We start from the raw sequence: 13,681 nt of genomic DNA, 5'->3' as shown, positions 1-13,681 counted from the left end.
GCGCGGGCGGCACGCCGAAGGGGCTCTGCCGACAACTACCGCGAACGCGGACCCGAGGGAAACATGCCTCATATGTACCGCCCGCCCCCGCCCGCGTCCATCGAATATCCCGCCGGACAACCGGTCGTCGAGATGACCTTCTCGGCGCTGGGGAAGGTCTCGGCGACAATCGCGGACCGGAGGAGCCACGATATCCGCTAAGGGGGTCATAATCGGACCGACCAGCTGCGCGTGCGGCAGCTGGAGTCCGCCCGCGATGCCGCGACGACGGATGTCGCGGCCGCGGGGATCGCCGCCTCGGACATCCAGCTCGCTGTCGAGCAGGGCCGGGCAGGCGCGTATTGGATCGACCGGCCTGCGCACCGGTACCTCGGCCGGATCGCGCAACTGACCGACGAAATAGCAGGCAAGCTCTGCGAATTGGACGCCTATCGGCAACAGATCACCGAACTCGAGCACCGGCCGTCCCAGGCTCGCGATAACGCCCCGACCGGCACACACCCGCGAAAACGCAAACGGCGCCGCCCCTTTCGGGGCGGCGCCGTTTGGTCAGCGAGTCAGAGAATCACTTGACGATCTTCGTGACGCGACCGGCGCCGACGGTGCGGCCACCCTCGCGGATCGCGAAGCGCAGACCCTCGTCCATGGCGACCGGCTGGATCAGCTTGACGGACATCTCGGTGTTGTCACCGGGCATGACCATCTCGGTGCCCTCGGGCAGGGTCACAACGCCCGTCACGTCAGTCGTACGGAAGTAGAACTGGGGACGGTAGTTGTTGAAGAACGGCGTGTGGCGGCCACCCTCGTCCTTGGACAGGATGTAGGCCTGGCCCTCGAACTCGGTGTGCGGGGTGGTGGTGCCCGGCTTCACGACGACCTGGCCACGCTCGACATCTTCACGCTTGATGCCACGAACCAGCAGACCGACGTTGTCGCCCGCCTGGCCGTTGTCGAGCAGCTTGCGGAACATCTCGATGCCCGTGATGGTGGTCTTGGTGACCTTCTCGCGGATGCCGACGATCTCGACTTCCTCGTTCACGTTGATGATGCCGCGCTCGATACGACCGGTGACGACGGTGCCACGACCGGTGATCGTGAAGACATCCTCGACCGGCATCAGGAACGGCTTGTCGGTCTCACGAACGGGAGTCGGGATCGACTCGTCGACCGCGTTCATCAGCTCGACGATCGACTCGGTCCACTTCGGGTCGCCCTCGAGCGCCTTCAGACCGGAAACACGCACGACCGGCGCTTCCTCGTCGAACTCCTGGGCGGCCAGCAGTTCGCGGACCTCCATCTCGACGAGCTCGAGGATTTCCTCGTCGTCGACCATGTCGGACTTGTTCAGCGCGACCAGGATGTAAGGAACACCGACCTGACGGGCGAGCAGCACGTGCTCGCGGGTCTGCGGCATCGGGCCGTCGGTGGCGGCGACCACCAGGATGGCGCCGTCCATCTGCGCCGCACCGGTGATCATGTTCTTGATGTAGTCAGCGTGACCCGGGGCGTCGACGTGCGCGTAGTGGCGCTTGTCCGTCTGGTACTCGACGTGGGAGATGTTGATCGTGATACCACGAGCCTTCTCCTCCGGCGCCTTGTCGATCTGATCGAACGCGAACGCGGCGTTCAGATCCGGGTACTTGTCAGCCAGCACCTTGGTGATCGCTGCAGTCAGCGTGGTCTTGCCGTGGTCGACGTGACCGATGGTGCCGATGTTGACGTGCGGCTTCGTCCGCTCGAACTTCGCCTTCGCCACTGTGGTGTCCTCCTGGACTTGTTGGTGCGTGCAGTTGCAGCAGTGCGGTTATTACTGGGGGGTCGTACTGACTCCCGGCTGATGGGGCAGGCCGTGCGGCCTGCCCCGTCGGATTACTCGCCGGTCGCCTTGGCGATGATCTCCTTCGACACGTTGGCCGGAACCTCCGCATACGAATCGAACACCATGGAGTAGTTCGCCCGGCCCTGGGTCTTCGACCGCAGATCACCGATATAACCGAACATCTCCGAGAGCGGAACCAGCGCCTTGACGACACGGGCACCACTGCGTTCCTCCATGGCCTGAATCTGGCCACGGCGGGAGTTCAGGTCGCCGATCACATCACCCATGTAGTCCTCGGGCGTGATGACCTCGACCGCCATGAGCGGCTCGAGGATCACCGGACCGGCCTTACGGGCCGCTTCCTTCAGTGCCTGGGAGCCGGCGATCTTGAACGCCATTTCCGAGGAGTCGACGTCGTGGTATGCGCCGTCGAGCAGGATGACCTTCAGGTTCACCAGCGGGTAGCCCGCGAGCACACCGTACTGCATGGCATCCTGCGCACCAGCGTCCACCGAAGGGATGTACTCGCGCGGAACGCGACCACCGGAGACCTTGTTCTCGAACTCGTAGGTCGCGCCGTCCTCGCCGACGAACGGCTCGAGGGCGATGATGACCTTCGCGAACTGGCCGGAGCCACCCGTCTGCTTCTTGTGGGTGAACTCGAGCTTCTCGACCTTCTTGGTGATGGTCTCGCGGTAAGCCACCTGCGGCTTGCCGACGTTCGCCTCGACCTTGAACTCGCGACGCATACGGTCGACGAGGATGTCGAGGTGGAGCTCGCCCATGCCGCCGATGACGGTCTGGCCGGTCTCCTGGTCGAGCTTGACTGAGAAGGTCGGGTCCTCTTCCGAGAGACGCTGGATCGCGGTGCCCAGCTTCTCCTGGTCGGACTTGGTCTTCGGCTCGATGGAGACCTGGATGACCGGGTCCGGGAAGGTCATGGACTCGAGCACGATCTGGTTCTGCGGATCGCACAGGGTGTCACCGGTGGTGGTGTCCTTCAGGCCGATGACCGCGTAGATGTGGCCTGCCACGGCCTCGCCGACCGGGTTCTCCTTGTTGGAGTGCATCTGGAACAGCTTGCCCAGACGCTCCTTCTTGCCCTTGGTCGAGTTGATGACCTGGGCGCCGGAGTCGACCTTGCCCGAGTACACGCGCACGTAGGTCAGCTTGCCGAAGAAAGGGTGCACGGCGATCTTGAACGCCAGCGCCGAGAACGGCTCACTGCTGTTCGCGTCGCGGTGGATGATCTCCTCTTCCTTGCCCGGGACGTGGCCATCGGTGCCACCATCGTCCAGCGGGGTCGGCAAGTAGTCGATCACGGCGTCGAGCATGGGCTGAACACCCTTGTTCTTGAACGCCGAACCACACAGCACCGGGTAGAGCTCGGAGTTGACCGTCATCTTGCGAATGGCGCCCTTGATCTCATCGATCGTGAGCTCATCGCCGCTGAAGTGCTTCTCGAGCAGCGCCTCGTCCGACTCCGCGACAGTCTCCAGCAGTTCCTGGCGGTAGATCTCCGCCTGGTCCGCGAGGTCGGCCGGGATCTCGATGACCTGGTACTCCTCGCCGAGCTTGGTCTCGCCCTTCCAGACCTTGGCGTTCATCTCGACCAGGTCGACAATGCCCTCGAAGGTGTCCTCAGCGCCGATCGGCAGCTGGATCACCAACGGCTTGGCGCCGAGACGGTCCTTGATGGTCTGCACGGTGAAGTAGAAGTCCGCACCGAGCTTGTCCATCTTGTTGACGAAGCAGATACGCGGCACGTCGTACTTATCGGCCTGACGCCACACCTGCTCGGACTGCGGCTCGACGCCTTCCTTGCCGTCGAACACCGCGACGGCGCCGTCGAGCACGCGCAGCGACCGCTCCACCTCGACGGTGAAGTCGACGTGCCCGGGGGTGTCGATGATGTTGATCTGGTTGTCGTTCCAGAAGCACGTGGTAGCCGCGGAGGTGATGGTGATACCACGCTCCTGCTCCTGCTCCATCCAGTCCATGGTGGCCGCGCCATCGTGGACTTCACCGATCTTGTAGGTGATGCCGGTGTAGAAGAGGATGCGTTCAGTTGTGGTCGTCTTGCCCGCATCAATGTGGGCCATGATGCCGATGTTGCGGACCTTGTTCAGGTCGGTGAGCACGTCCTGTGCCACGGAAATCTTCCCCGCTCGTAGCTAGTTGGGATTTTCGGGGACGACCCTGTGGTCGTCACTATGTCAACGCCGGAAGCGGTGGGTAAGTACCGCATCCGGCTGTGCCTCCCGACCCAATAACGACGGGCCGGGCAGACGTCACCAGCGGTAGTGCGCGAAGGCCCGGTTGGACTCGGCCATCTTGTGGGTGTCCTCGCGACGCTTCACCGAAGCGCCGAGGCCGTTGCTGGCATCGAGCAGCTCATTGGCGAGACGCTCGACCATGGTCTTCTCACGGCGAGCCCGCGAGTAGTTGACCAGCCAGCGCAGCGCCAGGGTGTTGGAGCGGCCGGGACGAACCTCGACCGGCACCTGGTAGGTGGCGCCACCGACACGACGGGGCTTCACCTCGAGTGCGGGCTTGACGTTGTCCAGCGCGCGCTTGAGGGTGACGACCGGATCGGTGCCGGTCTTCTCGCGCGCCTGCTCCAGCGCGCCGTAGACGATGCGCTCGGCGGTGGACTTCTTGCCGTCCAGCAGGATCTTGTTGACCAGCTGAGTGACCAGCGGCGACCCGTAGACCGGGTCGTTGATCAGCGGACGCTTGGGTGCGGGGCCCTTGCGTGGCATATCAGCTCTTCTCCTTCTTGGCGCCGTAACGGCTGCGGGCCTGCTTGCGGTTCTTCACACCCTGGGTGTCGAGCGAGCCACGGATGATCTTGTAGCGGACACCGGGGAGGTCCTTCACACGACCGCCACGCACGAGCACCATCGAGTGCTCCTGCAGGTTGTGGCCCTCGCCCGGGATGTAGGCCGTGACCTCGACCGCGCTGGTCAGGCGAACACGCGCGACCTTACGCAGCGCGGAGTTCGGCTTCTTCGGGGTCGTGGTGTACACGCGAGTGCACACGCCACGGCGCTGCGGGCTCCCCTTGAGGGCCGCGGTCTTGGTCTTGGAGACCTTGTCGCGACGACCCTTGCGGACCAGCTGGTTGATGGTTGGCATAGACCGGCTTTCCTTAATTAGTTAACGCGGTGTCTGGAACTTCATGTCGGTGTTCAGTTGGCGGCGTTCTCGGCGCCCTCCGTGGTCACGCAAGCTACCGCCTCCGGGCCCGTCGTTCACGCCGCTGTCATCGAGCTTTCACCCGCACGCCCAGCCGCGTTTCTCGCGTCCCGAGGTCGGGCGTGTCGCGCGCGAAGCAAGACCGGTTTTCCGGGCACGCCGGGAAGGTCAGCCGCTTTCGCTGGCTTACGTCCACGCACGAACTTGCCCGCATGCTTCCGGGCACAGCGATCCACGATACTCGTGATCGCGACACAGGGTCAAAGTGGGGTGGGTAACCACCACGACCGGCAGTTCGATTCCAGCGTACCTACCTCGCGAGATTCAGGGTCAATTCGACGAGTTTCTGCGCACCGACGCACGGATCGGGATGTCCGGAGCCGGGACGGTAATTGATCCACCAGCCGATCACGCCGGTGTCGGCCGCGCTGGCGCTGACCCCGCAGGAGTCGGGATCGTTGGGGCGATGCGTCTGCAGCGCCCGCTGGCCCTGCACGGTGATGTTGTTGGTGAGGTAGCCGAGTTTGTCGTTGTTGGTCTTCTCGTTGTTCAGCGAGCCGACCTCGTACCAGTTCAGGGTCACCATGGCGGTGCCGCCGGGCGCATTGTCCACGTCCCACATGCACACCGCACCGTAGAACGACGCCCCGGCGTATGCGCCCTCGCCCACCGCCTTGCCGATCTGGTCCATCGAGACGACATCGCACTCGCGTAACAGCTTGTCGAAGTTCGTGTTGACCGACGATCCGGTGCCCGACCCCGCGGGATGCGCGGACCCGGGCACCGTGCGCCCGCAACCGGCGACCGAAACGGCGATGCCGAGCACGGCCAGCGCGGCGATCAGGCCGCGGGTCATCGAACGGGCACGAAGATTCATGGCGAACTCCCTCACTGCAGCCGCTGCACGGTCAACTCGGCGAGCTTGTGCATCCGGTCGCATGGATTGCCGGTCGCCGCGAAGAGACCGAACGACATCGACCACTCGAAAAAATCGTCGTCGAGCTGCACGGCGAGATCACACACCGCGCTGTTGGTCTCCAGCGCCTGAAATCCAACGCGACCACCGACCTCGATCTTCTCCACACCACGCCCCTGGGTGGTCACCCACGCCCGTTCCCGATCGATGGGGCTGCCCCGATACGCGGCGAAAGTGACGCTGGTCGAACCCTGCCCAGCGGATTGCCAATTGCAGCCGACCGAGTTCTTGAACACCCGCGAGAGTTGCGCCAAACCCGCGATTTCGCGGACCTCGTCGTCGGTGACATGACCGCACTCACCGGCGAACGGACCCAGAGTGGCAACCTTCGGCGGCGGACGCAGCGGCGTGTTCGACGAATCGGAGTCGCCGCTCGAACCGCATGCCGACAGTGCCAACGCCAAGGTCGCACCGATGACGATTGCCGACGGAATCCGCATGCCGTGAACTCTACCCATCGGCACCTGACACGGCCGGATACGACTGCGGGGCCGCGGCGGGTTCGGCGGCGCGGCCGCGCTCGCTATGATGAAAACGCTTCACTACGTGAGCAATTGGGAGGGGAAACCAATGCTGAAGAAATTGGCCGTTGCTGTCTTGATCATTGCGGGGCTGTGGGGCGGCCTCGCGGGAACAGCCTCCGCGGGAGGCAACTTCCTCGGCCGCTACTACTGGCTGAGCGACTGCCTCGATCATGCGAATTGGTATCACAACAATGGGAATCCGCATGCTCGTTGCCAGCCGATCGTGATCAATGGCCAAGAGGTCTACGACCTCTTGGCGTCCTGACTCGGCGGCACGTCAGAGGTTGCCTCTGGCTTCCTGTTCGCGTTCGATCGCTTGGAACAGAGCCTTGAAGTTGCCCTTGCCGAAGCCGAGCGAACCGTGTCGCTCGATCAGTTCGAAGAAGACGGTCGGGCGATCGGTGAGCGGCTTGCAGAAGATCTGCAGCAGGTAGCCGTCTTCGTCCCGGTCGACCAGGATGCCGCGCCGCTGCAACTGGTCGACCGGCACCCGGACGTGGCCGATGCGGGCGCGCAATTCTGGGTCGGAATAGTAGGTGTCCGGCGTTTCCAGGAATTCGACGCCCTCACGGCGCAGCGTGTCGACGCAGGTGAGGATGTCGCTGGTGGCCAGGGCGATGTGCTGCACGCCGGGCCCGCGGTAGAACTCGAGATATTCGTCGATCTGCGAACGCTTCTTGCCCACCGCGGGCTCGTTCAGCGGGAACTTCACCCGGTGATTGCCGTTGGCGACGACCTTGCTCATCAACGCGGAGTACTCGGTGGCGATGTCGTCACCGACGAATTCGGCCATATTCGTGAAACCCATGACGCGGCGGTAGAACTCGACCCACTCGTCCATCATGCCGAGCTCGACGTTGCCGACGACATGGTCGATCGCCTGGAACAGCCGGACCGGCGTGCCCGCGCGCGGTCGATAGATAGAGCGGCGGGCGATATAGCCGGGCAGATATGGCCCGTAATACTTGGAACGGTCGACCAGCGTATGCCGTGTCTCGCCGTAGGTGGCGATGGCCGCCGAGCGGACCGCGCCGAATTCGTCTGTCTCGTCGTGCGGTTCGACCAGAATCGTCGCGCCGTGGGTGCGCGCCCAGGCGATGCAGCGGTCCACGTCCGGAACCTCGAGTGCGATATCGGTGATGCCGTCGCCGTGCCGGTCGTGATGGCCGACCAGCGGGCTGTCCGGATCGACCGCACCGGTGATCACGAACCGCGCGCCGCCGCTGCGCAGCACGAACGCCTTGTGGTCACGATTGCCGGTCTCCGGTCCCGCGTAGGCCTCCAGCCGCATGCCGAAGGCGGACTCCAGGAAGTGCGCGGTCTGCGTCGCGTTGCCGACCACCCAGACCAGGGCGTCCCAACCGATGACGGGGAACGGATCGACGCTGTCGTCGTGCTCGACCAGTCCGACGAGCCTGCGCAGCTCACCGTCGGTGGGTAGGGCCGTCGGCCGGGAATTCGGCAGGTTCTCGATCGTCATGATCCAAGGAAATCGCCACCTATGCCGGTAGGCAATAGCGGTGGATTCCGATAGACACTCTGGCGAATTCGGCTAGCAAGACCCACAAGATGCTGGACAATTTGAATAGCATCACCGAGCACAGCCCGCGCCACGAACGGAGGCCGACATGTCGCACACGCCGGCAAAACTCGACGAACTCGATCTCGCCATCCTGGCCGCGATGCACGAGTACCAGAAGGCGGGAGTCCTCGAACTGTCGCGCCGCACCAAGGTTGCACGGGCCACCGTCCAATCCAGGATCGGCCGCATGGAGGAATCCGGGGTCATCGCCTCCTACGACCCGCAAATCGACGTCACCGCTGCGGGTTTCGATGTCCAGGCCTTCGTCACGCTGGAGATCGCGCAGGGTGCGCTCGATACCGTCGCCGCCGAGCTCGACGCGATTCCCGGCGTGCTCGAGGCCTATGCGACCACCGGATCCGGCGATGTGCTGTGCCGGATCGGCGCCGACTCGCACGCCGGCCTGCAATCGGTGTTGCTGAGCATCGATCGGACCACCGCGGTGGTGCGCTCACACAGCGTCATCGTGTTGTCGACGGTGATCCAGCGCCGCACACTGCCGCTGCTGCGCACCCTGACCCCCACCGGAACCACCAAGGCCCCCGCCTACCGCGACGCCCACGGGCGATAGCCGACCGCGCACGGCCTGCCGAGTCGCGTGCCTCCGGACAGCGCTGATCAGGGGCGCAGGTCGGCAGCTACCTCGAGGATTTCGACGCGCGGCTGTTTATCTGCCTCCAGGAACGCGAGCAGCGCATGCGATTCGGCCTCGACAGCCCGACTCTCCGCCGCCGACCACTTCCTGGTCGGGGTGATGCGCAGGCGGGCGACACCCTTCTCCGGGAAGATCTTGTAGAACCCGGAAAGGTAGCCGTCGAGCAGCACCGGCGAAACCGCGGCGGCAAACGCGCGCAACGGCACCGGCCGGCTGTCGGGCGCGATCCTGCTCCGATCCTGATGCGAAAGAATCGCATTGTCGTACCAGCCGAGCAGGCGCACCGGGGCGGGCAGCTCGGCGTCGGCCAGTACACCGTCGGCGACGTCGTAGAGGGTGCGGCCGCGCTCGTCGGTGTAGGTGCGCAACCTGTCGCCCAGCTGCTCGACCGCTTGCTTCATGCCGGTCAGCTTCGACCAGGTTTGCATGTCCATGGTGCTGGCGGGACCGAAAGCACGCAGGTACCGGAAAACCAACTCCGCCAACGGATATGTCGGATCCAGTGGCGCGCCGAGCCACGGCTCGACCCGGGACCAGACCGGCCTGCTGTTGTCCTTCCACTTTCCACGCGGCGGAGTCTGCAGCACCGGCAGCTGATAGAGCCAGGTCTGCACGACCGCACCCGCGTCCCGATCGGGCCACAGCTCGGCCGCATGTGCGCGCATATCCGCCGCCGACATCGGCTCGTTCCCGAGCACCTGCTCGCCACGCGCGCGGACTTCCGCGGGATCGAGTCCGACCATCGCGCCGTAGTTGAACCCCTTACGGAACGGTATCTTTTCGAGCTCGGGCTGCACGTGCGGTGCGATACGCAAGGCATCCGGCGGCGTGACCAGGTGAATCGTGCCGCGCATCAACGTGATGCGAACCAGCGCGCGATCCTCGAGCCCTGCCGACACCGTCGCCGGATCGAAATCCGCTGTGCGGCTCCACAATCCGACGAACGGCGGCGTCGAGTCCTGGGCCTGCAGCCCGACGAGATGATCGCACATCTCGGGCACGCTCAGCGACGAGCGCTCCAGCAGATGCTGGCGGGCGAGCAGGGTCCGGTTCAGTACCCGATTGGACAGCATCGTGCCGCGATTCCTCGAGGAGTGGTGGTCGAGCGGCGGGTGCGCCGGCTTCTCGATTCGCTCAGAGTACGTCGCCGCACCGACAGTCTCAGCGCACCGTGACGACGACTTTGCCGGTGGCGGTGCGGTTGTCCAGTGACGCGACCGCCGCGGCGGCCTGCTCGAGCGGGTAGCGCACCGGGTCCGGCGGCGCGATCTTGCCGGAGGCGAGCAGCGGCTCGACCTCGGCCCACTGCTCGGTCAGGTAACCAGGATGCGTCATCACCCATTCACCCCAGGCTGCGCCGGTCACCTCGACGTTCTTGAGCAGCAGCCGATTCACCTTGACCGTCGGGATTTCCCCGGCCGTGAAGCCGACAACCAGCAGGCGGCCTGCCGAGGCCAGCGATCGGATGCTGTCGGTGAAACGGTCACCACCCACCGGGTCGAGCACGATGTCCACACCGCGGCCGCCGGTCAGTTCCTTGACCGCGGCGAGCCAGCCCTCGGTCAGCACCACATCGGTGGCGCCGTTGGCGCGGGCCACCGCTGCCTTCTCCTCGGTGCTGACCACCGCGATCACCCGGCCGGCGCCGAGCGCGACCGCCATGCGCAGCGTCGAGGTGCCGATACCACCCGCGGCACCGTGCACGAGCACGGTCTCGCCTTCGGCGAGCCTGCCGCGGTTACGCAGGCAGAAATGCACGGTCAGGTCGTTGAACAGGATGCCGGCCCCCGCCTCCAGCGACACGTTGTCGGGCAGGCGGAACACCATCTGCGCGGGCGCGACAGCAACTTCGGCCATGGCATTGCCGAGCAACGTCAGCGCCACCACCCGATCGCCGGCCTTGACGTGCGCGTCCTGCGGCGCCTCACGAACGATGCCCGCCACCTCGCCACCGACGACGAACGGCAACTCCGGCTTCATCTGGTACAGCCCACGCGTCATCAGGACATCGGGGAAAGCCACCCCGGCCGCGTGCACATCGATGACCACGCCTCCCGGATATCCCGCAGGCTCCGGGATCTCCACGATCTCGATCGCTTCGGGCCCCTCCAACTTGCTGACCTGGGCTGCGCGCATGTGCCGACCTCTCTGTCCACTCGCCGACGCGGAACTCGCCGGCGACGCTGTGACCAACATAATGCGCAGCACCCGATGCCCGCTTCGGTGCACCTGTCCGGACGAACGCATTTTGCTATGCTGGCCGCGACTTATGGTCGGGCGGGAAGGGGGATTTCCTAATGCAGGTCAATCCGGAAACGCTGAAATCGTTCGCGACGAACCTCGGCACCGAAGCGGGCGCCATTCAGAAGTTCAACGAGGGGGCGGGCTTCGGCGTCGCGAGCAATGCACTGCCGGGCACCGAATTCGGCGGCACTGTGCAGCAGACCACCGATGTGGTCAACCGTTGCCTGCAGCGAATCGGTGAACGTCTCACGACCGTCGCGGGCAATATGCACAATGCGGCGGGCGCGTACGAGCTGACCGAAGACGACTTCGCTGCGAAACTCCGCACGATCGGACTGCAGGTGTCATGACGCTGACCATTCCTGATGTAGAGAAATGGGAGCCCGACCAGCTGACCACCGCGGGTAATCACGCCGACGGAATGGCGACCAAGCTCGACGCCGCGGTCAAGGACGGCTCCGACAAGACCCGTGCGCTGACCTGGTCCGGCGCCGCCGCCACCGCGGCGAATGCGCGGATGGATATCGAACAGACACGCGCAGGCACCGTCAGCACCGCGCTGCAGGGCCTGCATACCGCGTTCACCTCGCAGGTGGACAACCTGAAGAACGCCAAGACCAAGGTGCTGCAGCTGCGCGACCTCGCCACCACGCCGAGTGCCGGCACCGACGGCGTGGAACCCATACCCGGTTTCAAGGTCGAGCCCAATGGAACCGTCACGGCCGACGACCGGATCGCCAAGGTCTGCGCACTGATGAACGGCCAGCAGCGGGTGGACGAGTCCTTGCGAATTCTGCGGGATGCGGCAACCTGGCAGGTCGATATCACCAACGCGCTGCAGCAGGCGGAAAGCGTTGCGGAACAGGCGAAAACGCAGGTCGCCCAGGCTGTCGGGAATCTCCAGGCCGCCTACGACGGCCTCGGCGAACCGAAATCCGGCACCGCACCCGCGCCGACGCCGACCACACCGGCCGCGACGAATACCGCGACGCCCGTCGCCTCGAACAAGCCCAACTATGCGACCGGCGGCAATCACAACAGCAGCGGCAACTCCCATTCGTCCTCGGGAACGCCGTCTACCGGCAGCCCGAGTTCCGGGTCCCCGACCAGTTCCGGCTCCCCGACCGGGCCGATGCCGTCCGGCGATGTCGCCGAATGGATCAAGAAGGCCAAAGAGAAACTGATCGCGATGGGCTACAGCCCCGATCAGATCGACGAGCGCGCGCTCGCGATGATCATCGAGCACGAGTCCGGCGGCAATCCGCAGATCGTCAACAACTGGGACAGCAATGCCGCGGCCGGTCACCCCTCGAAGGGGTTGATGCAGACGATCGACAGCACGTTCAACGCATACAAAGCGCCCGGCCACGACGATATCTACGACCCGGTCGACAACATCATCGCCGGTACGCGATACGCGATCGACCGGTACGGCTCGCTGTCCAATGTTCCCGGTGTGGCAGCCGTCAATAGCGGCGGGGCATATCAGGGCTACTGACCTACCGCGCCACCTGGTCGGCCGAAGGTCAGATCGTGCGCTGCGAGGGCGGCGCGGAGCTTGGTGATGGCGGTCGGCCCGACACCGTGCAGCGCGGCCACCTCGCGTTCGGTCCACGAGGTGAGGTCGCAGAGACGCTGAATTCCGGCTGCGGCGAGGGCTCGCTCGGCGGGTCTGCCGAGTTTCCCGGGGAGGTCGGAGTCCGTCATAGCGCCTATTTTGCCTGATGAGACGTCATATGCGGGAGTACGGGCGACTCGCCGAGAGGGTGTGACGTACGACCCGTAAAGTCATCTCAGAACAAGCAACGCACGAGAACGCGGCACAACGTGCAGCGCGAGGAGCACCAGTGTCACTCGAACAGCCACTCGCCCCGCTTCCCCAGGAGGGCATGGGGTTTGCTTCGGCGTGGCCCATCCGGGCTGGCGATGTAGATCCGTACAACCGCTTGCGATTCGATGCGGTTGCCCGCTATCTGCAGGACATTGCGGGCGAAGAGCTGGAGCAGACCTTCCTCAACCGGACCGATCCGAACTGGATCGTCCGACGCACCGTGATCGATGTGATCCGGCCGATTCTCTGGCCGGACAAAGTGCAGCTGCTGCGGTGGTGCTCGAGCATGTCGACCAGGTGGACGAACATGCGGGTGCGGGTGACCAGCTCGAACGGTGGGTTGATCGAGACCGAGGGCTTCTGGATCAATATCAGCGAGTCGAACAACATGCCCGCGCGGATCAGCGATGACGGCCTGGCCTACCTGGCGCAGACCACCACCGAGCATCGGCTGCGCTGGCGGCCGTATCTCACCGACACCACACCGGCGGAGTCGGACACGGACATGCCGTTCCCGGTGCGCGCCACCGACATCGACCAGTACAACCACGTCAACAACGCCTGTTATTGGCAGGCGGTGGAGCAGTACCTCGCCGAGTATCCCAAGCTGGTCGCCGCACCGCACCGCGCGGTGATCGAGTACGTGGCGCCGGTACTTGCGCGCCAGCATGTGACGGTGCGCAGCCGCTATGAGCCGGGTGACCGGTCCGGTCATCCGGTGCTGCGACTGTGGTTCGTCGTCGGCGGCACCACCACCACGGTGGTCCGCATCATTCCGCTGCCCGCCTGAGGCTCTCCCCCGCCGCCGCGCCGCTGTTGCAAGACGAGAACGCCGGTCGGATCGTGGCGAAT

16 protein-coding genes are annotated in these 13,681 nt (G+C 65.0%); 6 read left to right on the top strand and 10 right to left on the bottom strand.

The features are described 5' to 3' along the window. Nucleotides 1–231 precede the first annotated feature (231 nt). Nucleotides 232–573, top strand: coding sequence for a hypothetical protein (locus ACLMAL_RS26980; protein ID WP_412001638.1), 342 nt, complete (start codon nt 232–234; stop codon nt 571–573). Here the strand turns inward: ACLMAL_RS26980 and tuf are convergent. From tuf to ACLMAL_RS26950, 6 genes are all read right to left on the bottom strand, one after another. Then, nucleotides 566–1,756 carry an elongation factor Tu gene (gene tuf, locus ACLMAL_RS26975; protein WP_364905783.1) on the bottom strand — a complete coding sequence of 397 codons (1,191 nt, stop codon included), beginning with the start codon at nt 1,754–1,756 and terminating at the stop codon, nt 566–568. The two genes, ACLMAL_RS26980 and tuf, sit on opposite strands and share 8 nt — an antisense overlap. Before the next feature lie 113 nt (nt 1,757–1,869). Next, entirely contained in the window at nt 1,870–3,972 is a 2,103-nt protein-coding gene (fusA, locus tag ACLMAL_RS26970; protein ID WP_412001637.1) for an elongation factor G, read from the bottom strand. A gap of 138 nt (nt 3,973–4,110) precedes the next feature. Further along, nucleotides 4,111–4,581: a 30S ribosomal protein S7 gene (gene rpsG / locus ACLMAL_RS26965; RefSeq protein WP_040739280.1), complete on the bottom strand. Its 471-nt coding sequence runs from the start codon at nt 4,579–4,581 to the stop codon at nt 4,111–4,113. Nucleotide 4,582: 1 nt separating this feature from the next. After that, a complete protein-coding gene (rpsL, locus tag ACLMAL_RS26960) occupies nt 4,583–4,957 on the bottom strand; it encodes a 30S ribosomal protein S12 (protein WP_019049359.1) in 375 nt (124 codons plus the stop codon). 370 nt (nt 4,958–5,327) lie between these two features. After that, the gene (locus ACLMAL_RS26955) at nt 5,328–5,894 is read right to left on the bottom strand and encodes a DUF3558 domain-containing protein (protein WP_412001636.1); all 567 of its coding nucleotides are present in this window, start codon (nt 5,892–5,894) and stop codon (nt 5,328–5,330) included. 11 nt (nt 5,895–5,905) lie between these two features. After that, the gene (locus tag ACLMAL_RS26950; protein WP_412001635.1) at nt 5,906–6,433 is read right to left on the bottom strand and encodes a DUF3558 domain-containing protein; all 528 of its coding nucleotides are present in this window, start codon (nt 6,431–6,433) and stop codon (nt 5,906–5,908) included. A 130-nt stretch (nt 6,434–6,563) separates the two neighbouring features. Here ACLMAL_RS26950 and ACLMAL_RS26945 point away from each other — a divergent pair, with 130 nt between their 5' ends. Continuing rightward, nucleotides 6,564–6,782 carry a hypothetical protein gene (locus ACLMAL_RS26945; protein ID WP_412001634.1) on the top strand — a complete coding sequence of 73 codons (219 nt, stop codon included), beginning with the start codon at nt 6,564–6,566 and terminating at the stop codon, nt 6,780–6,782. A 12-nt stretch (nt 6,783–6,794) separates the two neighbouring features. Here ACLMAL_RS26945 and hppD read toward each other — a convergent pair whose 3' ends face one another. After that, nucleotides 6,795–7,997 (bottom strand): 4-hydroxyphenylpyruvate dioxygenase, encoded by a 1,203-nt coding sequence (hppD, locus tag ACLMAL_RS26940; protein ID WP_412001633.1) that lies wholly within the window; start codon nt 7,995–7,997, stop codon nt 6,795–6,797. A gap of 148 nt (nt 7,998–8,145) precedes the next feature. On the opposite strand from hppD, the gene ACLMAL_RS26935 reads away from it, so the two are divergent. Further along, nucleotides 8,146–8,670, top strand: a complete 525-nt coding sequence (locus ACLMAL_RS26935) for an Lrp/AsnC family transcriptional regulator (protein WP_412001632.1) — start codon at nt 8,146–8,148, stop codon at nt 8,668–8,670. A 47-nt stretch (nt 8,671–8,717) separates the two neighbouring features. On the opposite strand, the gene ACLMAL_RS26930 is transcribed toward ACLMAL_RS26935, so the two are convergent. Together ACLMAL_RS26930 and ACLMAL_RS26925 are read right to left on the bottom strand one after the other, a co-directional pair. Next, the gene (locus ACLMAL_RS26930; protein WP_412001631.1) at nt 8,718–9,827 is read right to left on the bottom strand and encodes a winged helix DNA-binding domain-containing protein; all 1,110 of its coding nucleotides are present in this window, start codon (nt 9,825–9,827) and stop codon (nt 8,718–8,720) included. A gap of 88 nt (nt 9,828–9,915) precedes the next feature. Further along, a complete protein-coding gene (locus ACLMAL_RS26925; RefSeq protein ID WP_412001630.1) occupies nt 9,916–10,890 on the bottom strand; it encodes an NADPH:quinone oxidoreductase family protein in 975 nt (324 codons plus the stop codon). Between the two features lie 161 nt (nt 10,891–11,051). Between ACLMAL_RS26925 and ACLMAL_RS26920 the strand changes: the two genes are divergently transcribed. Together ACLMAL_RS26920 and ACLMAL_RS26915 are read left to right on the top strand one after the other, a co-directional pair. Next, the gene (locus tag ACLMAL_RS26920; RefSeq protein ID WP_412001629.1) at nt 11,052–11,348 is read left to right on the top strand and encodes a type VII secretion target; all 297 of its coding nucleotides are present in this window, start codon (nt 11,052–11,054) and stop codon (nt 11,346–11,348) included. Beyond that, on the top strand, nt 11,345–12,496 hold the full coding sequence (locus ACLMAL_RS26915; RefSeq protein ID WP_412001628.1) for a transglycosylase SLT domain-containing protein: 1,152 nt from the start codon (nt 11,345–11,347) through the stop codon (nt 12,494–12,496). The genes ACLMAL_RS26920 and ACLMAL_RS26915 overlap by 4 nt, the downstream gene beginning before the upstream one ends. Here the strand turns inward: ACLMAL_RS26915 and ACLMAL_RS26910 are convergent. Beyond that, nucleotides 12,490–12,705: a DNA-binding protein gene (locus ACLMAL_RS26910; protein WP_412001627.1), complete on the bottom strand. Its 216-nt coding sequence runs from the start codon at nt 12,703–12,705 to the stop codon at nt 12,490–12,492. The genes ACLMAL_RS26915 and ACLMAL_RS26910 overlap by 7 nt on opposite strands. 140 nt (nt 12,706–12,845) lie before the next feature. Here ACLMAL_RS26910 and ACLMAL_RS26905 point away from each other — a divergent pair, with 140 nt between their 5' ends. Next, nucleotides 12,846–13,619, top strand: a complete 774-nt coding sequence (locus tag ACLMAL_RS26905; protein WP_328406542.1) for an acyl-[acyl-carrier-protein] thioesterase — start codon at nt 12,846–12,848, stop codon at nt 13,617–13,619. The last annotated feature ends 62 nt before the right edge of the window (nt 13,620–13,681 follow it).

The sequence above is a fragment of the Nocardia sp. CWNU-33 genome (assembly GCF_046764895.1).
Taxonomy (GTDB): Bacteria; Actinomycetota; Actinomycetes; order Mycobacteriales; family Mycobacteriaceae; genus Nocardia.
Note: the sequence above shows the minus strand (reverse complement) of the source record. Positions and strands in the feature narration are given on the sequence as shown.